Origin of the sequence: Clostridium sp. YIM B02506, from assembly GCF_022324845.1 — a bacterium.
GTDB lineage: Bacteria > Bacillota > Clostridia > Clostridiales > Clostridiaceae > Clostridium_T > Clostridium_T intestinale.
This window is the reverse complement of the sequence record NZ_JAKGTG010000018.1, coordinates 51,926-78,106: the sequence shown is the minus strand read 5'-3', so window position 1 is coordinate 78,106 and position 26,181 is coordinate 51,926. Positions and strand designations below refer to the sequence as shown.

The 26,181-nt window shown below is 29.0% G+C and carries 21 protein-coding genes, 1 riboswitch and 1 other annotated feature; of the genes, 19 read left to right on the top strand and 2 right to left on the bottom strand.

Annotated elements, in window-relative coordinates:
* The first annotated feature begins 207 nt into the window (after positions 1 to 207).
* The 8 genes from recQ (at position 208) to L1S49_RS14150 (ending at position 10,792) form a co-directional block, all read left to right on the top strand.
* Positions 208 to 1,980 carry a DNA helicase RecQ gene (recQ, locus tag L1S49_RS14185; RefSeq protein WP_238905637.1) on the top strand — a complete coding sequence of 591 codons (1,773 nt, stop codon included), beginning with the start codon at positions 208 to 210 and terminating at the stop codon, positions 1,978 to 1,980.
* An 18-nt stretch (positions 1,981 to 1,998) separates the two neighbouring features.
* Complete coding sequence (locus L1S49_RS14180; protein WP_238905608.1) at positions 1,999 to 3,600, top strand: hypothetical protein; 1,602 nt, start codon at positions 1,999 to 2,001, stop codon at positions 3,598 to 3,600.
* Positions 3,593 to 4,465 carry an NAD(P)-dependent oxidoreductase gene (locus L1S49_RS14175; RefSeq protein WP_238905606.1) on the top strand — a complete coding sequence of 291 codons (873 nt, stop codon included), beginning with the start codon at positions 3,593 to 3,595 and terminating at the stop codon, positions 4,463 to 4,465. The genes L1S49_RS14180 and L1S49_RS14175 overlap by 8 nt, the downstream gene beginning before the upstream one ends.
* Positions 4,466 to 4,588: 123 nt before the next feature.
* Entirely contained in the window at positions 4,589 to 6,511 is a 1,923-nt protein-coding gene (locus tag L1S49_RS14170; protein WP_238905598.1) for a PrkA family serine protein kinase, read from the top strand.
* Positions 6,512 to 6,515: 4 nt separating this feature from the next.
* Positions 6,516 to 7,709, top strand: a complete 1,194-nt coding sequence (gene yhbH / locus L1S49_RS14165; RefSeq protein ID WP_238905595.1) for a sporulation protein YhbH — start codon at positions 6,516 to 6,518, stop codon at positions 7,707 to 7,709.
* Positions 7,699 to 9,069, top strand: coding sequence for a SpoVR family protein (locus tag L1S49_RS14160; protein ID WP_238905593.1), 1,371 nt, complete (start codon positions 7,699 to 7,701; stop codon positions 9,067 to 9,069). The genes yhbH and L1S49_RS14160 overlap by 11 nt, the downstream gene beginning before the upstream one ends.
* 138 nt (positions 9,070 to 9,207) lie before the next feature.
* Complete coding sequence (cax, locus tag L1S49_RS14155) at positions 9,208 to 10,281, top strand: calcium/proton exchanger (protein ID WP_238905591.1); 1,074 nt, start codon at positions 9,208 to 9,210, stop codon at positions 10,279 to 10,281.
* Positions 10,282 to 10,333: 52 nt separating this feature from the next.
* Positions 10,334 to 10,792, top strand: a complete 459-nt coding sequence (locus tag L1S49_RS14150; protein ID WP_343073980.1) for a hypothetical protein — start codon at positions 10,334 to 10,336, stop codon at positions 10,790 to 10,792.
* Positions 10,793 to 10,843: 51 nt separating this feature from the next.
* Here the strand turns inward: L1S49_RS14150 and pssA are convergent, their stop codons facing one another.
* Positions 10,844 to 11,365, bottom strand: a complete 522-nt coding sequence (gene pssA, locus L1S49_RS14145) for a CDP-diacylglycerol--serine O-phosphatidyltransferase (protein ID WP_238905589.1) — start codon at positions 11,363 to 11,365, stop codon at positions 10,844 to 10,846.
* Between the two features lie 311 nt (positions 11,366 to 11,676).
* On the opposite strand from pssA, the gene L1S49_RS14140 reads away from it, so the two are divergent.
* The gene (locus L1S49_RS14140) at positions 11,677 to 12,555 is read left to right on the top strand and encodes a YegS/Rv2252/BmrU family lipid kinase (RefSeq protein WP_073020804.1); all 879 of its coding nucleotides are present in this window, start codon (positions 11,677 to 11,679) and stop codon (positions 12,553 to 12,555) included.
* A gap of 49 nt (positions 12,556 to 12,604) precedes the next feature.
* Complete coding sequence (locus L1S49_RS14135) at positions 12,605 to 13,258, top strand: hypothetical protein (protein WP_238905587.1); 654 nt, start codon at positions 12,605 to 12,607, stop codon at positions 13,256 to 13,258.
* A 51-nt stretch (positions 13,259 to 13,309) separates the two neighbouring features.
* On the opposite strand, the gene L1S49_RS14130 is transcribed toward L1S49_RS14135, so the two are convergent.
* Positions 13,310 to 15,148, bottom strand: coding sequence for a YgiQ family radical SAM protein (locus L1S49_RS14130; protein WP_073020806.1), 1,839 nt, complete (start codon positions 15,146 to 15,148; stop codon positions 13,310 to 13,312).
* A 141-nt stretch (positions 15,149 to 15,289) separates the two neighbouring features.
* Positions 15,290 to 15,455, top strand: a riboswitch (M-box (ykoK) riboswitch).
* A gap of 205 nt (positions 15,456 to 15,660) precedes the next feature.
* Between L1S49_RS14130 and L1S49_RS14125 the strand changes: the two genes are divergently transcribed.
* The 9 genes from L1S49_RS14125 (at position 15,661) to L1S49_RS14085 (ending at position 26,063) form a co-directional block, all read left to right on the top strand.
* On the top strand, positions 15,661 to 16,926 hold the full coding sequence (locus L1S49_RS14125) for a CBS domain-containing protein (RefSeq protein WP_073020807.1): 1,266 nt from the start codon (positions 15,661 to 15,663) through the stop codon (positions 16,924 to 16,926).
* Positions 16,927 to 17,066: 140 nt separating this feature from the next.
* Positions 17,067 to 17,296 (top strand) — a binding site (T-box leader).
* 79 nt (positions 17,297 to 17,375) lie between these two features.
* Positions 17,376 to 18,284 carry a cysteine synthase A gene (gene cysK, locus L1S49_RS14120; RefSeq protein ID WP_073020808.1) on the top strand — a complete coding sequence of 303 codons (909 nt, stop codon included), beginning with the start codon at positions 17,376 to 17,378 and terminating at the stop codon, positions 18,282 to 18,284.
* Positions 18,285 to 18,433: 149 nt separating this feature from the next.
* On the top strand, positions 18,434 to 19,138 hold the full coding sequence (locus L1S49_RS14115; protein WP_073020810.1) for a lysophospholipid acyltransferase family protein: 705 nt from the start codon (positions 18,434 to 18,436) through the stop codon (positions 19,136 to 19,138).
* Positions 19,139 to 19,153: 15 nt separating this feature from the next.
* Positions 19,154 to 19,795 carry an endonuclease III gene (gene nth, locus L1S49_RS14110; protein WP_238905585.1) on the top strand — a complete coding sequence of 214 codons (642 nt, stop codon included), beginning with the start codon at positions 19,154 to 19,156 and terminating at the stop codon, positions 19,793 to 19,795.
* Positions 19,796 to 20,036: 241 nt separating this feature from the next.
* Positions 20,037 to 21,677, top strand: a complete 1,641-nt coding sequence (locus L1S49_RS14105; protein ID WP_238905583.1) for a PAS domain-containing sensor histidine kinase — start codon at positions 20,037 to 20,039, stop codon at positions 21,675 to 21,677.
* A gap of 78 nt (positions 21,678 to 21,755) precedes the next feature.
* The gene (locus L1S49_RS14100) at positions 21,756 to 22,658 is read left to right on the top strand and encodes a D-alanine--D-alanine ligase (protein ID WP_238905575.1); all 903 of its coding nucleotides are present in this window, start codon (positions 21,756 to 21,758) and stop codon (positions 22,656 to 22,658) included.
* Positions 22,659 to 22,798: 140 nt separating this feature from the next.
* A complete protein-coding gene (locus L1S49_RS14095) occupies positions 22,799 to 23,518 on the top strand; it encodes a response regulator transcription factor (RefSeq protein ID WP_073020818.1) in 720 nt (239 codons plus the stop codon).
* Positions 23,508 to 24,992, top strand: a complete 1,485-nt coding sequence (locus L1S49_RS14090) for a HAMP domain-containing sensor histidine kinase (protein WP_238905572.1) — start codon at positions 23,508 to 23,510, stop codon at positions 24,990 to 24,992. The genes L1S49_RS14095 and L1S49_RS14090 overlap by 11 nt, the downstream gene beginning before the upstream one ends.
* 63 nt (positions 24,993 to 25,055) lie before the next feature.
* A complete protein-coding gene (locus L1S49_RS14085) occupies positions 25,056 to 26,063 on the top strand; it encodes a glycoside hydrolase family 25 protein (protein WP_238905570.1) in 1,008 nt (335 codons plus the stop codon).
* The last annotated feature ends 118 nt before the right edge of the window (positions 26,064 to 26,181 follow it).

Here is a 26,181-nt window from a genome sequence, read left to right as displayed (position 1 = left end):
AAAATCTTAAAAGTCGATTTTTTTATTAAAATAAGGCAAAAATGATTTAATGAAGCACTTAAAAGGATTCTAATGAAGCTCTATGAGCTTCTACAGAGCATCAGTGGGTGACGTTATACAGGATTAATGTTAAAATAAATCTAATGAAGTCTCTGAGAGACTTCTAAAGTATAAAGGTTAAGAATGAATTTAGTGTTGGGTGAAGGTATGTTTGAGAAAAATAGGATAGAAGAAGTTTTAAATAAGGTTTACGGATATAATAGTTTTAGAACTGGGCAGTGGGAACTAATAAATAACATATTAAATGGAAGAGATACTTTTGGAATACTTCCAACGGGAGCTGGAAAGTCTATATGCTATCAGATTCCTGCGCTTATTTTTGAAGGTATAACCATAGTAATTTCTCCGCTAATATCTCTTATGAAAAATCAGGTGGACTCTTTGAGAGCTGTTGGAGTGGACAGCATTTATATAAACTCTTCTATGAGTATAGATGAAATTAGAAAAGTTGAGATAGATGTAACAAAAGGTAAATATAAAATAATATATATAGCTCCAGAAAGATTGTCTTCTAACTATACTATTAAACTGTTTAATAGCCTAAAGATTTCTCAAGTTGTGATAGATGAAGCACACTGTGTATCACAATGGGGACATGATTTTCGAAAAAGTTACAAAGACATATCACCTTTTATTAAAAGTTTAAGTTCAGATCCTGTAATATCAGCTTTTACAGCAACTGCAACAAGAGAAGTTAGGGAAGATTCTGTTAATCTTTTAGAATTAAGGAATCCATATATTTATATAGGCAGTTTTAATAGAGAAAACTTAATTATAAATATATATAAAGAAATAGATAAATTAGAGTTTATAAAAGATTGCATAAGAGATATAGATGAAAGTTCAATTATATATTGTTTAACTAAAAAAGAAGTTGATGGATTATACATATATTTAAAAGATTTAGGTTTCTCTGTTTGTAAATATCATGGTGGTATGAGTGATAGTGAAAGAAATAGGAATCAAGATGAGTTCCTGATGGACAATTATAATACTATGATAGCAACTAACGCATTTGGTATGGGGATAGATAAATCTAATATAAGGAATATAATACATTTTTCAATTCCTAAAAATATAGAAAGCTATTATCAAGAAATAGGACGAGGTGGAAGAGACGGTGAAAGATGCAATTGTAACTTACTATATTCTAGAGAGGATATTTATTCAGTAGAATATTTGATTAATACAACTAGCCTTATTAATAGGAGAGAGATTGAACTTAGAAAACTTAATGAGTTATTGTCTTTATGTGAATATGATGGATGCTACAAGTCTTTTATATTAAATTATTTTGGGGAAAAAGATATAAAAAGTTATTGTAATAGCTGTTCAAATTGTTTTAATAATGAGGAGCTAATAGACTTTACCCTTGAGGCTCAAAAGATACTTTCATGTGTATACAGAACTAAAGAAAGTTATGGTATATCTGTACTTGTAGATATTTTACGAGGGGTTAGGGGACCTAAAATAGTCCAAAATCAGCTGATTAATATATCTACTTTTGGAATAATGAAGGAATATTCTAGTGGATATATAAAAGATATAATAAATAAACTACTTGAAGAGAAATATGTTTTATTAAAAGAAGGGACTTATTCAATTCTAAAGCTTAATGAGCAATCAGTAAAGATATTAAAGGGCGTTCAGAAAGTAATGCTTAAAATAGAAAAAAGAGAGCTTACTGTATGTCAGGATGAAGAATTGTTTAAAGTACTTAGACTATATAGAAAAGATAAGGCTAAGTTAGAAAATGTAAAGCCATACATATTATTTAGTGATAAAACATTAATTGAAATAGCTAATAGAAAACCAAAAAGTTTTGAACAACTACTAGAAATTCAAGGTATTGGGGAGCGGAAAATAAAAAACTATGGTAGAGATATTTTAAATATCGTTAATAGAAGAGAAGTTCATTAATTTAAGGGGAGTGAGTGGATGTTTGGTTTTGGAAAAAAGGAAATGATAGCGATTATAAATTCATATTGGCCCAAAAGTCATAAATCGTCTAGAAATATGGAGAAAATCATTGAAGATTATAAGATAATAAAAGATCGAGAAAAAGAAGATTTCTATTTGACTGAACAAATTTATGAAGACTTATCGATTAGTGAAGTTTATAAACAGATTGATAGAACTAATAGTTCTCCAGGAGAGAGTATGCTTATGCATATGATTAATACTCCTACATTTAATAAAGAAGAGTTGGTTAAAAGAGATAAACTAATCGATTCAATAAAAAATAATAATAAATTAAGAGACGAGTTAAATTATTTATTTTTTGATTTAAATAGAGAAGGGAAAAGAGAAATTTTATCTTTTTTACTAGAGGATAAGAAGATAAATAAACTAAAAGAAATATTGTATTTTATAATTGGTAGTTTACCTGTGTTATTTTTAATATTAGGAGTTTTATTAAATCCTACTTACTTAGTTGGCATACCAGCAGTATATATATTTAATATATACATACATTATGAAGTTGAAGCTAAATATGAACTTGCAAATATACCTTATTTAAACAGCATGATGAAGACTATAAAAAAACTTTCCAATATAAAACATGAAGAGTTTAAGGAACTTAGAGAAGAAGCTGAAATAATATATAATAAAGTAAGAGATTTAAATAAAGAACTATTTTTTATGGTGAGAAATGATAGTATAGATTCCTTAGTTGACTTAGTATTTTTAATTTTTCTATTGCAGGAAAGACAGTATTATAAGTTTATAAAAAAACTTCCTAGATTTAGAGAGGGATTATATGAGGTTTATAAATTTATAGGAAAAGTAGACGCATATTGTTCCATAGCAGCGTTAAGAGAAGATTTAGAGTACTATTCAAAGCCTGTTTTTAAAGATAAAAAAGAAATTGTTATTGAAGACGGATATCATATATTGTTAGAGAAACCGATAGCTAATTCCATAAAAGTTGATAAAACAGGTGCTATAATAACAGGCAGTAATATGTCAGGAAAATCAACTTTTCTCAAAATGATTGCTCTTAACTGCTTGTTCGCACAAACTATTTATACATGTACAGCTAGAAGTTATGAAGGAGATTTATTTTATATTATGACTTCGCTTAATCCTAAAGAAGATATATTTAATAATACAAGCTATTATCTAGGAGAGGCAAAAGCTATTTTAAATATTATTGAGCAGCACAAACAAGGTAAAAATATAATTTGTTTTATTGATGAGATATTTAGAGGTACGAATCCATTAGATAGGATAAGCGCATCAAGGGCATTACTTAAGTATTTTCACAAAGAAGATATGTTATGTCTAATATCTACTCATGATATAGAAATAACTCAATCATTTGAAGGAATATATAACTTCTACCATTTTGAAGATGATGTAAGTAAGGAAAAAGGATTGATATTTGATTATAAAGTTAAAACAGGTATTGGAACTAAAAGCAATGCAATAAAACTTTTAGAATATTTAGGTTATCCTGAGTATATAACTAATGAATCAAATAATACGTTGAGAGAATTAAGAAATAAACTTATCAAAAAGGAGAATTTAAATGGATAAAGATTTAATTGTTGGATTTATTGGCACTGGTGTAATGGGAAGAAGTATGGCAAGTAATATTCTAAATGGAGGATATAAACTTCTAGTTAATAATAGAACTAAAGAGAGTGCAGATACTTTAGTTGAAAAAGGGGCTGTATGGAAAGATAGTATAGCTGATTTAGCTAAAGATGCGGATGTAATTATTACTATAGTTGGATATCCAAATGATGTAGAAAATATTTATTTTAGAGAAGATGGAATATTAAATAATTGTAAAAAAGGTACTATAGTAATTGACATGACAACTTCTAAACCAAGTTTAGCTCAAAGGATTTTTAATGAAGCTAAAGCAAAAGGTATATTTGCATTAGATGCTCCAGTCTCGGGCGGAGATATAGGGGCAAGAGATGGAAAATTAACTATAATGGTAGGTGGAGAAAAAGAGGTTTTTGAAAGAGTTTCACCATTGTTTAAACTTATGGGAACTAGCGTAAACTTATTAGGGGAAGCAGGAGCTGGTCAACATACAAAGATGAGTAATCAGATAGCTATTGCATCTAATATGATAGGTGTTTGTGAAGCTATGGTTTATGCTAAAAGAGCAGGATTAGACCCAGAAAAAGTTTTAATGACTATAGGAGGAGGAGCTGCTGCAAGCTGGTCATTAAGTAATTTAGCTCCAAGGATGATTAAGGGAGATTTTGAGCCAGGATTTTATGTTAAACATTTTGTTAAAGATATGAAGATAGCTTTAGAAGAGGCAGAAGATATGGGATTAAAGTTAATAGGTCTTGAACTTGCAAAATCTTTATATGATGAATTAGTGGAAGATAAAAAAGAAAATAAGGGTACTCAGGTTTTATATGAGTTACTAGATAAATAAATAAAACACCTTATAAACGTTAGTTTATAAGGTGTTTTTGTTTTGTGCGATTATTTTATAAAAATTTTTTGTAATAAGATGTTTATATAGGTGAATATATTTAAACAAAGGAGGGGATGTCTTATGAACTTCAAAGAAATGATACAAAGTGATAGAGAAAAGCATAATAAGAAAAAGTTTCAGGGAACATTTCTAGATTATTTGGAATTGGTTAAAGAGAATCCAGATATAGCTAAATTGGCTCATAAAAGAATGTATGATATAATCCTAAATCAAGGATTTGAGATTTTAAAGCCAGAAGATAATCCTAGAATAAAAAAGTTATATGGAAGTGAAGGAATAAAAAGATTCAACTTTTTTAAAGATAGCTTTTTTGGAATTGATAGGGTTGTTATGAAACTTATGAATTATTTAAATTCAGCATCAATGAAAGGCGAAGAAGCAAGACAAGTATTGTATTTAGTAGGACCAGTAGGAGCTGGTAAGTCGTCTTTGGTTGAATCTTTAAAAAATGCTTTAGAAACAGCTGATCCAATATATGTGTTAGATGGATGTCCAATGCAAGAAGAACCTCTTCATTTAATTCCTAAACACCTTAGAAAGGACTTTGAAGACAACTTAGGAGTACAAATTGAAGGGGATCTATGTCCTGTATGTAAGTACAGATTGATAAACGAATTTAAAGGTAAATATGAGGAGTTTCCTGTAGTAACTAAAGATTTTTCTATTAGAAGCAGAAAAGGTGTAGGGGTAGTACCACCTGTAGATCCAAATAATCAGGATACATCTATTTTAACAGGATCAGTAGATATATCTAAAATGGATATGTATCCAGAGGATGATCCAAGAATATTCTCACTAAATGGAGCTTTTAATGTTGGAAATAGAGGTATGGTAGAATTTATAGAAGTATTCAAAAATGATGTTGAATATTTACACACAATTATAACAGCAACACAAGAAAAGTCTGTACCATCACCAGGAAAGGGCTCAATGATATATTTTGATGGACTTATAATAGCTCACTCAAACGAAGCTGAGTGGAATAAGTTTAAATCAGATCATACTAATGAAGCTATATTAGACAGAATTGTTAAGATAGAGGTTCCTTACTGCTTAGAACTAAATGAGGAAGTAAAGATATATGAAAAAATATTAAGAAAGAGTAACTTTAGAGCTCATATTGCACCACATACAATAGAAATGGCTGCTATGTTTGCAATATTGTCTAGATTAACACCTTCTGCTAAGGTTGATCCTATAACTAAGTTGAAAATATACAATGGCGAAGATATAGTAGAGAAGGGAAGTACTAAGAGAATTGACATAGGCGAACTTAGAGAAGAAGCTGGTCCTATGGAAGGTATGAAGGGAATATCGACAAGATTTATAGTTAAGGCTATTGATAATGCATTATCAAATTCAGAGCATAATTGTATAAATCCACTATCAATTATGGAGAGTATGATTAAGTCTGTAAAAGAAATGGATGTTTCTCAAGAAGAGAAAAAGAGATTATTAGGTTATATTCAAGATAATATAAGAAAGGAATATAACAAAACATTAGAAAAAGAAATAACTAAGGCATTTATACATTCATTTAGAGAACAGGCAGAAAGCTTGTTTAATAACTATATAGATAATGCGGAGGCCTATGTTAATAAGAGTAAACTTAAAGATTTAGCAACTGGAGAGGAATTAAATCCAGATGAAGGATTTATGAGAAATATAGAAGAACAAATATCTATATCAGATGCTTCAGCTAAAGGATTTAGATCAGATGTAACTTCTTATATGTTCTATGTAGTGAGAAATGGTGGAAAAATAGATTACACTTCTTATGAGCCGTTAAAAGAAGCTATAGAAAAGAAATTAATGGCATCAGTTAAAGACTTATCTAGAATAATAACTAAATCTAGGGTTAGAGATAGGGAGCAAGATGAGAAGTATAGTTCTATGGTTGAAGAAATGAAATCTAATGGATATTGTGCACATTGCTGTGATGTTGTACTAAAATACGCAGCAAACAACCTATGGAAGGACTGATATAATGTGTGCAATATTTAGAGATAATGCTGAGACACCAGTTGAACATGATAGAGCTATAGAAGATAGAAGAAGACATCGACAATTAGTTGAGAAATCTATAAAAGAGAATTTAGGAGATATTCTATCTGAAGAAAGTATTATAGGGGAAAGTAAAAATAAGAAATTTAAAATACCTATTAGAGGGATAAAAGAATATCAATTTATATATGGAAAAAACAATAAAGGTGTAGCAACAGGGAATGGACAGGAGAAAAGAGGACAAAAAGTAGGACAGGATGATGGCTCAGGTAAAGGGAAAAGTGGAAGTGGAAAAGCAGGAAATGGTGAAGGGGAAGATGTATATGAAACTGAGATTACTTTAGAAGAACTCCTTGACTATATTATAGAAGATTTAGATTTGCCAAATCTTGATAGAAAGAAATATTCAGAAATAATTACAGAAAGTGCTGGAAGAAAAAGAGGATATCAAAGATATGGTATAAATCCTAGATTAGCTAAAAAAAAGACAGTTGTTTCTAAAATTGCTAGGCAGCAAGGAAAAAAAAGAGCACTAAGAGAATTAGGCGAAAATGGAGAAATGGAAAGATTTCCATTTAGGGAAGAGGACTTAAGATATTATAGAGTTAAGAAAAAACCTAAAAAAGAGAGTAATGCAGTATTGATATTCATAATGGATGTATCAGGATCTATGGATGTAGCTAAAAAATACTTAGCTAGAAGCTTCTTCTTTGTTCTTTCTAGATTTATAAGAAGAAAATATAATAATATTGCATTTGAATTTATTTCTCATACCACATCTGCTAAAAGGGTTAATGAATATGAATTTTTCCATAAAGCAGAATCAGGAGGAACTTATATTTCCTCTGGACTCAATCTAGCACTTCAGTTGATAAATGAAAAATATCCGCCAGATATGTGGAATATATATCCCTTTTATGCATCTGATGGTGATAACTGGAGTGAAGATAATGAGCGAGCTATAAAAGCAGTTAATGAATTAAGTGATATATCTAATATGGTTGGATATGCTGAATTATTACCATCCACTTATTCTACAACTATGTATTATAGGTTTGAAAAGGAGATAAATAGAAAAAATTTTTTATCTGTATTAGTAAAAGAGAAAAAGGATTTATGGCAGGCTTTAAAACTTATGTTAAAGAAGGAGCTTAAGGAGGAATCTTATGGATTATAACTTAAGAGATTTAGAAAAATGGAATGAAATTATAGAAAAGAAAGCAAGTGAATTAGGATTAGATTATTATCCACAAGAATTTGATGTAATAGGCCATAATGATATGATTGGGTATGAGGCGTATGTTGGAATGCCATCTAGATACCCACATTGGAGTTTTGGAAAGTCCTATGAAAAGACAAAAACTTTATATTCATTAAACTTAACAGGTCTTGCATATGAGATGGTTATTAATTCTAATCCTTGCTTAGGATATCTCATGAGAGAAAATACTTTACTCCTTCAAATTCTGACTATGGCTCATGTATACGGGCACAATGACTTTTTTAAGAATAATAGACTGTTTAAAGAAGGAACTAAAGCTAATTATACAATAGAAATGTTTAAAATAGACGCTGAAACCATAAGAGGATTTATTAGTCATCCATCAATAGGATATGAAAAAGTTGAAAGAATAATAGATGCAGCTCATGCTATTAGATTTCAGATTTCTAGAGTTATAGGTGAGAAGACAGTTAGTAGGCAAGACGCTCAAAAAGCCTTAATAGATGACTATAATAAAAAAGTTGAGAATAAGGGTATATTGGATTTAGACGTAAAAATAGATATACCTAATATAAGTAAAATTCCATTAGAACCTGAAGATGACCTTATGGGATTTTTGATACAATATGGTGATTTACAAGAATGGGAAAGAACTATATTGAAAATAGTCAAGAGAGAAACAGAGTATTTTATGCCACAGATAGAGACTAAGACAATGAATGAGGGATGGGCAAGTTTTTGGCATTACAATATACTAAAAGAACTAGACTTACCTCAAGGACTACACTTAGAATTTCTAAAAAGGCATAATGATGTTGTTGCACCTATGGTAGGTGGATTAAATCCATATTATATTGGATTTAAAATGTTTCAAGCAATAGATGAAGCTTATGGTAGAGACAAGATTTTTGAAGTAAGAGCATTGGAAAGAGATGCATCCTTTATAAGAAGATATTTAACAGAGGATTTATGTAGAGAATTAAATCTGTTTGAATATGGGAAAAAAGGTTTTGATTATGTTATTGAGAATGTTCCAGATGAAATTGGGTGGAAGAGTATTAGAGATCTCTTAGCACACCATACTGGAGTAGGGTCAATTCCATATATAAGAGTTTTAGATTACAATACTAAAGATGGAACATTGACCATAGAACATGTTTTTGATGGAAGAGAGCTTGAAATAAGTTATGCAAAAGAAACATTAAAATATATCCAAGAACTTTGGGGAAGAAAAGTTATTTTAAATACTAAAACTAAGGATGATAATACCATAGTTATTACATGTGATGAAGATAAAAAAATATCTATAAGGTAAAGAAAAGACCATCTAGAATTTTCTAGATGGTCTTATTTAGATAGAAGTAACAATGGATAAACAAATGAATACTTTATTATATGAAGAAATAAAAAATACATATGATTAGGAAGTAAGGATTAAGGAGTGAGACAGAAGATGTATATAAATTACTTAAAGAAAAAAAACTTATATAATATTATGATATTTACATTTCCAATCATTACATTGTTTTTGAATTTAAATAATTATATTTTAAATATAATTATATTTTCTTTAGCAATAATACCATTAGCTATAAGGCTCGGAAATATTACGTCAGACCTTTCAAGCACTATTGGAGAGAAAAAAGGAGGATTAATTGCAGCAACCATAGGTAATATGCCAGAAATAATGATGGGGGTATGGTCTATAAAAGTTGGACTTATATCTATGGCAAAGGCAGCTCTTATAGGATCTATAATTAATAACATGCTTTTGGTTTTAGGTATCTCGGTTATATTAGGTGGTATTAAATATAAAGAGCAAAAATTTAATAAAAATATTGCAAAAACTAACTTTAATATGCTCCTTTTAGCAATGGCTTCTTTCACAATTATATTTTCAATTAGCAATTATACTAGTTTAAGTGAAACTACTTTAAATTCAATAGGTTTTAAAATTTCAATAATATTAATAGGTATATATCTTTTAGGATTAATATTTTCGCTATATACTCATAAAAATTTATTTGTATTAGGAGATATAGATGAGGAAATAGAGGAAATAAGATGGCAAGATTCCTATAAAAATTTAGGATATATAATAATCATTTCACTTTTATTGTATTTCATTTCGGAAAAGTTGATAACTAACATAAGTTTGTTTACAGAAGAAAAAAACATTTCGCCTGAGTTTATAGGAATAATACTCTTACCTATACTTGGAAATATAGGAGAGAATATTTCAGCAATAATGTGTGCGATAAAAAATAAAGTAAATGCATCACTAGAAATAGCTATAGGATCGTCGATACAAATAGCATTGTTTGCAACACCAGTGTTAATTACTTTTGGATATTTTTTAGGGATAAATATGAATATGATTTTTTCATCAATACAGATGGTAATGTTATTTATAGCGGTAATAATGAGCTATATAGTTTTTGTGGATGGAAAAACATATTGGTTTGAAGGATGTATACTAGTAGCTATATATGTCATTGTTACTATTTGCTATTTTTATGTTGCATGAAACAGATAGCTTAGTAATATAATTGAATGAAAGCAGTTGTAAGGGTGATGGTATGGGATATAATAAAATTATGAGCTCATATTATTCAGAGCTAACTAATTTAGTTTTTTTATTAGAAAAATACGTTAATTCATATAGATTACTTATAGGTGGAGCAGGCGAATTAAATGGAATTGCTCTAGCAAAAAAGAAAGAAGTAAAAGACGCGTTAAAGAGAGTAGATAAAGTTGGAGACTTGATAGATGATTTAATAGATATTTTAGAATGTTGTCAAAATACTTATTTGAATTACGTTAGATTAAAAAGTGACGTATTAATAGTAAAAACTGAAAAGGACTTGATATTAACCGAAATAGATAATGAGTTATTATTTCAAAATAACACAAGAGGAATTGGACCAGGAGAAAATATAAGAAGAAAAGGACCAGGAAGAATAGATATTGATGTAAATGTTGAGAATACTGACAGTTTTCCATTAGGATTCCTTGAAGATATTGGAGACAATACTTAAACATATAAAAAATGTGTTTTTCAAAAGAAAAACACATTTTTTTATAACTTATTAAAGTTTTTTTAACTTAAAAGTACTAATCATCAGATAAGAAAGTGCTATCATAAAGATTATAGGAATAATTTGAGCACTAGGGGAATTAACAGTAATTAAATCAAATAATGCAATTACTGATCCAGCTATAGTTATAGGGATTCCTGTAAACACTCCATCAAAAGTAGATAAATTATATCTTGCTAATCTAAAAGCACCACAAACTGGGAATATAATAACTAACATGTATCCAATTAAGCCAACAGGACCTAAATTTTGAAAATCATACATTACAAAAGTTAAAAATGCAGGTGCAACACCAAATGAAACTAAATCAGCTAAAGAGTCTAATTCTTTACCTAATTCAGATGATACTTGAAGAAAACGAGCAATTCTTCCATCATATCTATCTACTAAGCCTGCAATTATAATGAATATAGCGGCAAAAGAATAATTATTATTATATGTAGCTAATAATGATAATACGCCAAAACCAAGATTAGCAAATGTAAATATGTTAGGTATACTGCTTTTTCTCATATGATCACTCCTAAAAATTTTAAAATATCAATACCATGGATATTATACTCTATAAATCTAGAAAAATTAAGAGGTAAATCACTATAAAAGATAAATTTAAGACAAATATAAGGTTATTTACATAATTTGAAAGTGAATATATTAATACTTTGTAATACAATATAAATAAATGGATAAAATAAAAAGAATTATAAATTTAAAACATACAAAATATCTAATATTTGGATTTTAGAACCAGTATACTCGACAACATTTGGTAATAGTGTTATAATTCTTTTGATTCTATTGGAAATATAAGAGGAGGGAACTTCATGAAAAAGGTAAAATTTATTTATAATCCCTTTTCAGGAGAAAATATTATTCTTTCAGAATTAGACAAAGTAATTTCAATTCATCAAGAATTTGGATATCAAGTTTTGCCATTTAGAATAGAAAAGGGAGTAACTATAGAGGAAGCTTTAGATGAAATAGATGATTCCTATTACTATATATTGGTAGCTGGTGGAGATGGAACTGTCGATTCTCTAGTTAATGCAATGAAAAATAGAAATATAAATATTCCTATTGGAGTATTACCAGTAGGAACTGCAAATGATTTTGCAAAATTTTTAGGCATGCCTCATGATGTAAGCACTTGTGTAAGGCAAATATTGTCATCTGAACCTAAAGGTGTAGATATTGGTCAAATAAATGATAAGTATTTTGTCAATGTAGCAAGTACTGGATTATTTACAGATGTTTCTCAGAAAACGGATGTAAATTTAAAAAATACTATAGGTAAGTTAGCTTACTATTTAAAGGGGCTAGAGCAATTGCCTAATTTCAGAAAACTTAAAGTAAATTTGAAATCAAAAGAAGCTGAATATGATGGGCATATGTATTTATTATTGGTATTTAATGGACAAACTGCTGGTAATTTCAAGCTTGCTACTAGGGCAGATGTTATGGATGGATTTTTAGATGTTATCATGTTTAAAGCTACACCTATAAAAGAGTTAATACCACTTTTTATAAACGTGTTAAAAGGAGAACATTTAGATAACAACAATGTACTTTATTTTAAGACTAATGATTTAATGGTTTATTCTGACGAAGATATAGTTACTGATATAGACGGTGAAAAAGGTCCTGATTTTCCTTTAAGAATAAGATGTATTAATGAAGGAATAAAAGTTTTAGGCATAAAATAGCAATTAGTTTAATAATTATAAGTAGCATTAATAAGTGTTAGGGGTGTTTATGAGAAGAGAGTTCTTACACTATTTTATATTGTTACTTATAATTTTTTCATTTTGTGGCATATTAACGTCTTTAAAGAAATATTGTCCTAAAAAACTCAAGAGTTATGTTTTAATAGCTAGTGTTTTAGGTATGGTTTCATTTGGAGTACAATTTTATATGTCTTTGGCTGTAACTCAAGGTTATATAAATTATTTAAAACCATTAGTTTTTGTAAGTAATTTGGTGGATATATTTTTAATTCTGATAAGTCTTTATATTTTTCTAAGAAAAGAAGGATTAGAATTTAAGTGGGCATATCTTTATATGTTTTTAATGAGCATAAGTTTTGTTATAGCCATGGTATTTATAAAATCTATTGTAAAAGTAGATAAAATATATGGATATAAGATAATATTAGTTAATGATTTCTTATATAGGATTGTTTTTATAGCAATATTAGTTATGTTAACAGTAGTTATGATAATTTATATGGGGTATAGATATACATTAAAGGTGCCGTTTATTTTATTACTATTTTCTACTCTAGTAATGATTATAGAAAATGTTGCATATATGGCTGAAATAAGTGTATTCCCCTATCCATTAATATCAGAACTGATGATAGTTATTTTATTTATTTATGCAATGTATAGAAGCCGGAAAATTAATTAGAAAAAAACAGTATGATTTAATTATATAAAATAAGATCATACTGTTTTTTAGTTATCTTTTTATAGATTTCTTTTTTATAGGGTTTTTAGGTGGAACTGGTGGAATTAGATACTTTGGACCATTTCCTATTAAATCTTCTCTTCCAGCTTTTATTAAAGCATTTTTTACTAATTTATAATTTTTAGGAACCCTATATTGAATAAGAGCTCTTTGCATATCTTTTTCTTCTTGAGTTTTAGGTGTATAAACTTTCTCACCAGTTAATGGATTTACCCCTGTATAGTATATTGTTGTAGAAAGTGAGCCAGGAGTTGGGTAGAAATCTTGAATTTGTTCAGGGTTATATCCCATTTCTTTTACATAAAGAGCTAATTCTATAGCTGCATTTAAGTCAGAACCAGGATGAGAGCTCATTAAATAAGGAACTAAAAATTGCTTTTTACCAATAGCTTTATTTATACTAAAATATTTATTAACGAACTTGTCATAAACATCTCTGCCTGGTTTTCCCATTTGAGTTAATACTCTTGGAGATACGTGTTCAGGAGCAACTTTTAGCTGACCACTTATATGATGTTCACACAATTCTTTAAAAAACTCACCATTTTTGTCTTCTATTAAATAATCATATCTTATTCCTGAACGAATAAATACCTTTTTCATTCCAGGTAAATTTCTAACTTTTCTTAGGACTCCTAAGTATTCTTTATGATCAACAATTAAATTCTTACATGGTTTTGGGAACATACATTGTTTGTTTTTACATGTTCCATGTTCTTCTTGAAGTTTACAGGACTTATGTCTAAAATTAGCAGTAGGTCCTCCAATATCATGGATATATCCTTTGAAGTCATCTAAAGTAGTAAGAAGTTTCGCTTCATCTACAATAGAGTCTCCACTTCTGTTTTGAATGATTCTTCCTTGGTGGAAAGTTAAGGCGCAAAAGGAGCAAGAACCATAACATCCTCTATGAGAAGTTATAGAGAACTTAACCTCAGTTATAGCAGGAATACCGCCTAAGGAGTCATACATTGGATGTGGTATTCTTGTAAAAGGAAGATTATATGTTAAATCCATCTCTTCTTGAGTTAAAGGAAGCTGAGGAGGATTTTGAACTAAATATCTATCCCCGTGAGGTTGAACTATAGTTTTTCCTCTAATAGGATCTTGTTCTAGAGATTCAAGTTTGTAACTTTCCCCATAAGCAGACTTATTGCTAGCACAGTCTTCGAAAGAAGGTGTTTCAACATAATTTCTTAAGTTAGAAATATCCTTAGTTAAATAGCAGGTTCCTTTAACATCATTTATTTTAGAGATATCCATTCCATAGCTAAGTAAATCTGCTATTTGAATTATAGTTTTTTCTCCCATTCCGTATATAAGAAGATTAGCCTTAGAATCTAATAGTATGCTTCTTCTAACCTTATTGTCCCAATAGTCATAATGAGCAAATCTTCTAAGTGAAGCCTCAATACCACCTATTACAATTGGTATATCCTTAAAAGCCTCTCTAATTCTATTACAATAAACAATTACAGCTCTATCAGGTCTATATCCAGATTTACCACCAGGGGAATAAAAATCATCACTTCTTTTTCTTTTGGCAGCAGTATAATGATTAACCATAGAATCTATATTACCTGAATTAACTAAGAAACCGTATTTAGGTCTACCTAATTTTTTAAAATCATCAGCATTATTCCATTTAGGTTGAGGGATTATCCCTACAGAGTAACCTTGGGATTCGAGGGTTCTTCCGATAATAGCAGTACCAAAAGAAGGGTGATCAACATAGGCATCTCCAGTAACTATAATAAAATCTAATTGTTTTATATTATTTTTCTTTAAATCTTCCGTAGAAACAGGTAAAAATTTCTTATGTAAATTCATTAATTAAACTACCTTTCGTTTTAAGTTTTATAATTAATATATAATAACACAAGAAGTTAAAGATTATCAACTTTAAAGCAATGAAATGAAAAGTTTTTAGTTGCTTTTTTAGAAGAAAAGAATATAATAAAGTAGGGAATTAAATATTATATTTTTGTGAGGCTCCTACATAGACACACGCTACTGCCCAGAAACATCGAGAGATGCCAACGGGTCAGGAGGTATTATCGAAAGAAGGTATTACCTAATGTAGCTAGAGAATTAACTCTTAAGCTTTGTAGTGCTAAAACTCAGAATTAAAGTTAATATCTTTAATTGAATTTTAGAGCCTTTTAGGCTCTTTTTATTTTTTAAATTTTAAGGTGGTGAAAGAAAAGATGGAGGCTGGACCTCAAGGTGATACGTATAATAATTTGATGATTTTACAAAAGCTTGAAGGTATGGTTCTCTTAAATTTTCTTTAACTGAATCCATTCCTTCAAAAAGGAAAAACTAAATAAGGAGGAATGGATATGATAAAACTAAACGTATTTCTTTATAGTTCCATAATAGATAGAAAGGTTTATGATGAATTTGGAGATGTTTTAGGTGTACTAAAAGATGTTTATGTAACTGCTGAAGAGGGATATCCAAGAGCAATTGGTTATAGGGTAAAAAGAGGCAGTGTTATGTATGAATATGAATTCAGAACAATAGAATTTTATCTAAATGACTCTAACAAGGTTTTAATAAAAACTAAAGGAAGTAAGGAAATACTTCCTAGAAGTTATAGCTTTTTATTATCACAAAACTTGCTAGATAAAAGCATAGTGGATGTTAATGGTAAAAAGGTAGTTAGGGTTAATGACTTAAGAATTGCAGAGATAGCTGGAGAGTATAGAGTAATAGCTGTTGAAACTGGTTCTTCAGCCTTATATAGAAGAAAAGGATTAGAATCAGTAGCAAGGATTATTACAAAGTTTATGAAGAAAGAAATGGAAGATCAAGTCATTATGTGGGATGATGTTGAGTCTCTAGAATTAATTAAGGATTCTTTACAAATTTCTGTACCATATAAAAAACTGTCTACTCTACATCCAGCAGATTTAGCAGATATCTTAGAGACTTTGGACTCTAAGAATAGAAGAAAGATATTTGAAACGTTAGATGAGGATTTAGTAGCGGATACATTGGAAGAAATGGAACCAGAATATAAAGGTACAGCAATTAAAGAACTCTCAGAGTTAAAACAAGCTGAGATTTTAGAGAATCTACCTAACGATGAAATAGCAGATATTTTAGACGAGTTAGATGATGAATCTAGAGAAAAAATCCTATTCAACCTAGAAAAAGAAGATGCAGATGAGGTTAAAGAGTTACTATCTTATGAAGATGAAACAGCAGGTAGTATAATGAATAAGGACTTTATTGCATTAAATATAGATATATCTGTAAAAGAGACTATTGAAATATTTAAAGAAACAGAACCGGATGAAGAGGTTATGTATTCAGTTTACATTATAGATAGCGAAGAAAGGCTTTTGGGGAGTGTTTCTTTAAAAGATTTAGTTATGAATGATTCTGATGTTAAATTAAAAGATATAATGAATGATAAAATTCAAACTGCAAATTATAAGGAATCTTTATCTGAACTTGTGGATAAGGTAACTAAATACGATCTTTTATCTATTCCAGTTTTGGACGAAGAAAATAGGTTGTTAGGAGTCGTATTAACTCACGATGTTGTAGATGAAATATTACTTCCAGCATGGAGAAAAAAATCAAAGAAAAATGTTTAATATATTAAAAGACTATGAATTTAATAAGTTCATAGTCTTTTAAGTTTTATAAATATTAGAATAGTTTTTATAAAAACATATTGACTTTTAATTTTAATAGAATATAATTATATTATACAAACCATATCAGATTAGTGGGAATTTTAGCGATGATAAAGTAGAGTATCATAAATAGGTTAGTTTAAGAGAGAAGACGGTGGTGGAAAGTCTTTACTAAAGTTTTTGAGAAGTGCACTTTTGAGCTGATACCTGAAATTTATAGTAGGGTTATCCGGGAGTCAGCCGTTATAATGACAAAACACGAGAGTGTTTAAAAGCTGAGGCATTATTGTCTAATTAGAGTGGAACCGCGGGATATCTCGTCTCTTTATTTATAATTGAGATTGAGATTTTTTTTATTAGTAGTAAAATAAAAAGATATAAATATATATTATTATGGAGGGAAAATTATGATTTATAACAGTGCATTAGAATTAGTAGGAAATACACCTATACTAAAAGTAAATAGTTTAGTTGATGAAAATTCAGCAGAGGTTTATGTTAAATTAGAGAAATTTAACTTAGGGGGAAGTGTTAAGGACAGAGCTGCTTTAGGAATGATTGAAAAAGCAGAAGAACTAGGATTAATAAAAGCTGGTGATACTTTGGTTGAACCAACCTCTGGTAATACAGGAATAGCCTTAGCTCTAATAGGAAAATTAAAAGGATATAAAGTAGTTATTACTATGCCAGAAACAATGAGTAAAGAAAGAAGAGATCTTTTAAAAGCTTATGGTGCTGATTTAATATTAACAGAAGGCGCTAAAGGTATGAAAGGTGCTATAGCAAAAGCTACTGAATTAGTTGAAGAGTTTGGCTATTTTATGCCACAACAATTCTTAAATTTAGCAAACCCAGAAAAACACTATGCAACAACAGCTGAAGAAATATTGAAAGATCTACCTGAAATAAATGCATTTGTTTCAGGAGTAGGAACTGGTGGAACAATTACTGGAGTAGGTAAAAATATTAAAAGTAAAAAATCTGACGTTCAAATAATAGCAGTTGAACCAGCGAAATCTCCAGTTTTAGCAGGTGGAAATCCAGGACCACACAAAATCCAAGGAATTGGAGCCGGATTTATTCCAGATATATATGATAGCTCAGTTGTGGATGAAATAATTTCAGTAACAGAAGAAGACTCATTTAAAACAGCAAAAGAATTTGCTGAAAAAGAAGGCGTGTTAATTGGAATTTCTGCTGGTGGAGCCTTATATGTAGCTTTACAAGTTGCTAAAAAACTTGGCAAAGGTAAAAAAGTATTAACAGTTGCTCCAGATGGAGGAGAAAAATATATTTCTATGGGTCTTTACGAATAAAAATAGATTAAATTAAATATGTAAAAGCAAGAGAATGCTATTGATTATTGGCATTCTCTTTTTTTTATATTAAAGTATTAAGTATATAATGTTATAATAAAATGTAAGAGTTTGCAGTTTTTAAGTTGAAATAGTAAGGAGAATAGAAAATGATATCGACCAGATTTGCAAAAATATTAAGAATTCTTCCAGAAGGGTTATTTATAGCTTTAGCAAAAAGAATTGCTTATGGATATATAAAAAAGTACGCTAATATACACATAATGGGACAGGAGAATATTGATAAAGTTAGTGGTTCAAAAATCTTTGTTTGCAATCATCTAAGTAACTCAGATGGACTAATTTTAAGTAAAATACTTAAAGATAGATATGATCCGTATTTTATTGCTGGGGTAAAACTGTCAAATGATCCAGTAACAAGTTTAGGGACTAAAATAGTAAAAACTATAAACATAAAGCCCAATTCTGCAGATAAGGAAGCTTTAACTAATATAATCAAAGTTGTAAAGGAAGGGGATAATATCTTTATATTTCCAGAAGGAACTAGAAGCAGAACTGGATCAATGATAGAGGCGAAAAAAGGTATAATTTTAATAGCAAAACTAACTAAAGCGCCAATAGTTCCTATTGGAATTTGGGGAAGTGAAAAACTTTTGCCTATTAATAAAGATGGGGATATGGCTAAAGAAAAATGGAATCATGCTGATGTGAATATAAAAATTGGAGAAACTATAACTATTCCAGAGAAAGAGAAAAATGAAGATAAACACCAATATGAAAATAGAATACTAAACTCTATAATGACAAGCATAGCTAAGCAGCTACCTAAAGAATATAGAGGATTTTATTCATAAAAAAGAGGCGATATAATGAAAAAGAAAACAAGAGAAATATTAGAGAAATTAAAAGAAGAATATCCAGATGCTTCATGCGAATTAAATCATAAGTCACCATTCCAACTTTTAGTAGCAACTATACTATCAGCTCAAACTACCGATAAAAAAGTGAATGAAGTAACAGAGAGTATGTTTGAAGAGTATCCGGACTTAGATAGCTTTCTTAATTTAACGCAAGAAGAAATAGAAGAAAGAATAAAAAAGATAGGTTTGTATAGAAATAAAGCTAAAAATATATACATAATGTGTAGGCAGTTAAAAGAAAGTTTTAATGGAGAAGTACCTAAAACTATGGAGCAAATAGTTTCTTTAGCTGGTGCAGGGAGAAAGACTGCAAATGTAGTTTTGTCTAATGCTTTTGGTGTTCCAGCTATAGCTGTAGATACACATGTGTTTAGGGTATCAAATAGAATAGGTCTAGCTAAAGCAAAAGATGTTCAAGAAACTGAAAATCAGTTAATGAAGGAGTTACCTAAAAAAGAATGGAGTTTAGCCCACCATCTTTTGATTTTCCATGGAAGACGTTGTTGTTATGCTAGAAAACCTAATTGTTCTGAGTGTGTTATTAATGATAAGTGTAATTATTATAAAGATAATAAAAAGGTTGTGTTATAGGCACAACCTTTTTATATTTACTCAGTGAATTTTCAATAAAATTACAATTATTTGTCATAATATACATAATTGTGATTATTTATGAAGAAAAACGATTAAAAAGACTTTATTTTGTAATAAAATAAAAGATTAATGCATACAAAAAATATAGGAAATAATGTAATAAAATACTATAATATAGACTATAAGGAAAAAAACCTAAATATTTAAAGTCAAGTTTGTATATAGGAAGGAACTGAGTATGATTACATTATTAAAAAGATTATTTCAATCGTATAAAGTGAGAAAAATATATAAAAGTGTTTACAATATAAATGAATTTAATGATTCAATAGTTATTGAATTGGATAATAATTTTCATATAACATATGCCAATGACAAAGGTATTAATGTACTAGATAATACTTGTAAAGGGCATATTAGGGATGTATTTAAAAAGAGCGATTTTGAGTTTTTGAATTTTGAGATAATAAAAAAAATTAAAAATGATTTAGAGCTTTATCATATATGGAAAGGGGCGGTTTTAATTAAAAAAAAACATGAAGAGAATTCAAGGGTCTATAGTGGGATAATATATAAAATAGAGAGAGAAGATAGATATGTGGCTGTTTTTAAAGAGGATGTTATAACAATAAGTGATAGTTTTCATAAGGAAGATCAGGATTGTTTTATAAATGAAGCTAGATATTCTAAAATCTTTAATTTATGTACGGATTTAATATATATGGTTAAAGTTGAAGGACTAGAGATTGTAGATGCAAACTTAGCAACTTGTAGGTTTTTAGAGGCTGAAAAGAAAGATGTACTAGGTAATACCCTAAGTGACGTGTTTGATAAAGAATTTATGATTAATGAGAACTTAATGGAAAGTATAAAGAAAAATAGATCTCCTCAAAGACAAGCTATATGTACAATAAAAGATGGAGAAAAAGTGTACTTTGAAATTAACTACTCTCCAATTTGTGAAGATGATGGGAATATCTCCGGAATTTTATGTTTAGCTAGAGATATAACGGAAAGAAATAAGATAGTAAAATTAGAAATGGAGAAAGAAAAAAGCAAGAGATTGTTAGATGAAATAAAACAATATGATAAAATTAAGACTGAATTTTTTGCCAATATATCTCATGAGCTAAGAACCCCAATTAATGTGATTTTTTCTGCAATTCAGGTCATGGGCATATATAAAAATAATCTTGATTATTCCAAAACTCAATTTATTAAGTATAGTAAAATGATGAAACAAAATTGCTATAGATTACTAAGAGTAGTAAATAATTTAATAGATATTACAAAAATTGATTCTGGTTACTTCAATGTTAATATAGGAAATTATGAAATAATAAAAATATTAGAAGATATTACATTAGCAGTTGTAGAACATGCTTCATATAAAGGAATAAGTATAACATTTGATACGTTCACGGAAGAAAAAATGATTGCTTGTGATCCAGATAAAATAGAGAGGATAATGTTGAATCTTTTATCCAATGCCATTAAGTTCACAGATTTTGGTGGGAATATATATATTAATATTAAAGAAAAAAAGGATGGATATATTTATATACATGTAAGAGACAATGGTAGAGGGATACCTAAGGAAAAAGTTGATGTTATTTTTGAGAGATTTCTTCAAGTAGACAAATCACTAGCAAGAGACCATGAGGGGACTGGTATAGGGCTATATTTAGTTAAGCTTTTGGTCGAGTTACAAGGTGGAAAAATAGATGTTAAATCTGAACTGAATAAAGGAAGCGAGTTTATAGTTAGATTACCAGATAGAAGAGTTAAAGATGTAAAAGAAAATTTTCATAAAAAAAATATTGAAGAAAAGTATGAAAAAATAAATATGGAGTTTTCGGACATATATGATATAAATTGATTTTAATAAACTTCAAATTGCATAATTAAAGTGATATAATAAACAAAGATTTCAGTTATTATGCGGAGGGAAAATTATATGAAAGTTGGAGTTATAATGGGGGGAGTATCTTCAGAAAGAGATATTTCTTTAAAGAGTGGTAATTCGGTAGTTGAAAATTTAGATAGAAGTAAGTATGAAGTTGTTCCAATTGTCTTAGACAGTAAGGAAGATGTTATAGATAAGGTTAAAGGAATTGATTTTGCTTTACTTGCACTTCATGGAAAATTTGGCGAAGATGGAACAATACAAGGTGTTCTTGATACCCTTGGAATTCCTTATTCAGGATGTGGACTTTTAAGCTCATCTGTTTGCATGGATAAGGATATGACTAAGAAGGTACTTAAAGCATGTGATATAAGAACTGCAAGATGGTACACTGTAATGTCAATTGATGAGATAGATTATAAGTTAATAGAAGAGTACACTTATCCTGTAGTTGTAAAACCTAATAGTGGAGGATCATCTGTAGCAACTTTTGTAGTTAATTCAAAAGATGAGATTGAAAATTGTGTAAGTGAAGCTCTTAAATGGGACAAAGAGGTAATGATAGAAGAGTACATTAATGGAGATGAAATAACTTGTCCGGTTATTGATGGAAAACTTCTACCAATAATAGCTATTAAACCTAAGTCAGCATTTTTTGATTATACATCTAAGTACACAGATGGTGGAGCAGATGAGTTTGTAATAGAGCTAGAGAAAGAACTGCATAAAGAAGTAGAGAAAATGGCGCTTGAAACTTATAAGGCTCTAAAATGCTCTGTTTACTCTAGAGTAGATATGATAATAAAAAATGGAATACCATATATTTTAGAGGTAAATACATTACCTGGAATGACTAAAAATTCATTAATTCCCAAAAGTGCAGCAGGGGTTAATATAAACTTCAGCGAGTTACTAGATATCATAATAGAAAAGTCTATTAAATTAAGAGGATAAGTTAAATTCTAAGGATAACAGAGTAAAATCTATTATCCTTTTCCTATTCTTTAGGAAAACTTAAGAATTTATTGTATATTTATAAAGATTTCAGAAGTAAAATATACACATAAGGTATATAAGGAGAGGATTTGAGATTTATGGATAAAGAAGTTGTACTTATCGTAGATGATGAAAAAGAAATACGAGATTTAGTTGAGATATATTTAAAAGGTGAAGGATATATAACTATAAAAGCAGGAGATGGGGAAGAGGCTTTAGAGATTTTAGAAAAAAACAAGGTGGATTTAATAATTTTAGACATAATGATGCCAAAATTAGATGGAATAGAAATGTGTTTGAAAGTTAGAGAAACAAGAAACATTCCTATAATTATGCTGTCAGCAAAAACACAAGATATGGATAAGATATTAGGATTAAATACAGGTGCAGATGATTATGTGTCAAAACCATTTAATCCTTTAGAGTTAATTGCTAGAGTGAAGTCTCAATTAAGGAGATTTAAAAGATTAAACCAATCAAGTAATAATTCCAATCAGTCAATCGAAGCTGACAAAACTAATATATTAGAAGTTGATGAAGTTGTTATAAACCTAGAAAGTCATCAAGTTTTTTTAGCTAATGAGGAAATAAAATTTACTCCAATAGAATTTGATATTCTTGCATTACTTTCTAAGAACAAAGGAAAAGTATTTTCTATAGAAAATATTTATGAAAGTGTTTGGAATGAGCAATTCATACAATCGGATAATACTGTAATGGTTCATATAAGAAAAATACGAGAGAAACTTGAAGAAAATCCAAGAAAACCAAAGTATATAAAAACTGTTTGGGGAGTAGGTTATAAAATTGATAAATAAGATTAAGAGATTATTTAATTGGATATTAAATCTTAAAATAATGAAACCAATAAAGATAGCTTATACAATCTTTAACAGCAAAATGGAGAAAAGCATAAGGTTTGAGTTGGTTGTTGTATTCGGAATATGTTTTTTGATAGCATTTTTTTCTTATGGTATATTAAATAAAAAACTTTCTAGAAATGTATCTTATCAGACAATAAAATATAACTATAGATATGATGAAGATTATTATAAGCGAATAGTTTCAGATCTAAAAAAGGATAATATTAATGTTGAAAATAAGGAAAAAGTTGATGATTTTCTTGATAATTATACTATGAGCAATGCAAGCTTGATCATATGTAACATAGACGGGAAGATTTATTACAAAACTAAGGATATAGTGTATGAGAGCATAAATTTAGAAAGTATATTTACGAATTCTATAGATAGCGTTAGTAGTGAAAAAGAGAAAACTTATATTTATCCGACCAAGACAAATAATGAAAATTTATTTATTATATTTCAAATTAAGGCTGAAATTGCGCAATCACCAATAAGCTATGAAGAGACTAATCCGTTTTTAGCTTTAATAGGATCAGTAATAATATTTGTGTTTGTATTTATGAGAATTACAAATAATAAAATGAAATACATAGAAGAAATATCAAAGGGATTAAAAGTTATAGCATCTGGTGATTTGAATTATAGAATAAATGAAAAGGGAAAAGATGAGCTTAAAAATTTAGCTTTAAATATTAACCATATGGCAGACGAGATAAATAGTAAAATAGAGAAAGAAAGACTAGTAGAAAAAACAAAAAATGAGCTTATTACTAATGTTTCTCATGACCTAAGAACACCACTAACTTCGATTATGGGATATTTAGGATTAGTTAAGGAAGAGAAATATAATAGTGAAGAGCAAAAAAAAGAGTACTTGAATATAGCATTTTCAAAGGCAGAAAGACTAAAGATGCTAATAGAAGATTTATTTGAATTCACTAAACTTACTAACCAAGAAATTAAACTTAATCTAACGGAAGTAAATATTGTTGAGTTTATATCACAATTAACTGATGAAATGTTACCCCTATTTGAAGAGAAAGAATTGAAAGTTATCCAATCATATCCTCAAGAAAAAGCAATGGTTCTTTTAGATAGCGATAAGATGTTAAGAGTGTTTGAAAACTTATTAACTAATGCCATAAAATATTCATACAAAGACAGTGAAGTAAAAATTTCTTTATGGATGGTTAATAAAGAGGTGTTTATTTCTGTTAAAAATAGGGGAGACCATATGGACAGAAATAAATTAAAAAATGTATTTGATAGATTCTATAGGACTGACGAGTCAAGAAACTCTAATACTGGCGGAAGCGGTTTAGGATTAGCTATAGCTAAGAATATAGTTACCATGCATAGTGGAAAAATATGGGCAGAATCATTAGGTAATAATATAACTTTTGTGGTGAAATTAAATGTGAAATAGCTGTAACTATTTTACAATGCAGATTATATTATAGTAATAAAGTAATAAATGTGGAGGCAAAAGATGCAGGATAGAAATCCTCGTAGTCTTTTTGGACTTGATATTAATGAGTATACACAAGGTGTAAACTTTCAAGTTCTGGCTAGTACAGTTGATTTTTTGTACTTAAGGTCGTCGGGATCAGCGACAGGTAGATTTAGAGTAGATTTAAAGTTTTTACAGTTTGCAAAGGGTGCAAGGGAGTTTGGAATACCAGTAGGGGCTTATCATTACGGAGTGCCATCTTATGATTTGACAACTGCTGATAATCAATGTGATGACTTTATAAATACTCTTCAACAAGGATTTGGAAATAAGGATTATGGTGATTTATTTCCAGTTTTAGATGTAGAAACGCCACAAGATGATTCAATGACCACTGCAGCAATAGTAAATTGGATAGACAGATTTAGAAAGAGATTTGAAAGTAAAACTAATCGAAGACTTATGTTTTACACAGGGTTATTTTTTATAAATATTCATGATGACTTTAAAGTTAATGGAAGATATCCATTGAGTGATATGCCGCTATGGATAGCTATGTATAAAGAAATCCCTGGAAATCCTCCTTATCCAACAGACGCTGGTGGATGGAAGAGATGGAGAATATGGCAGTGGACAGAAACCGGAACTGTAAGAGGGGCTAATCCTCCTAATGACTTAAACTGGGGACCTGATAATATAGCATACTTAATGCAACCAGCTGTGGTACAAGGATTGTTTGCAAGCATGGATAGAAATAATATATATGTTACTTGGACTAAAAACAGGGAACCTGATTTAGCAGGATATAATATTTTTATTAATGGAGAATACTATACTACAGTGGATAAAAATACTACAAGATTGGTTATTCCAAGAAGAAATTTAAAAATATCTCAAAGTGAGCCTATAGAAATATCAATACATGCTTTCGATACAGATAGAGAAATATCTAAGAGAAGGGCAAGATTTACAATAAACCCTAATCAAAGAAAAGATCTTTTGGAGGAAGACAGAATTTATTTTAATGATTCAGATTTATTTTTTTAAGAAACAAGGTTTGCCATTAGGTAAACCTTGTTTTGTTATTATTGGAATAATAAATTAAGATTTTTGTAAAACTATTTTAGTTTAATGAAAAATAAATTTGTAGTATAATGTATTGACA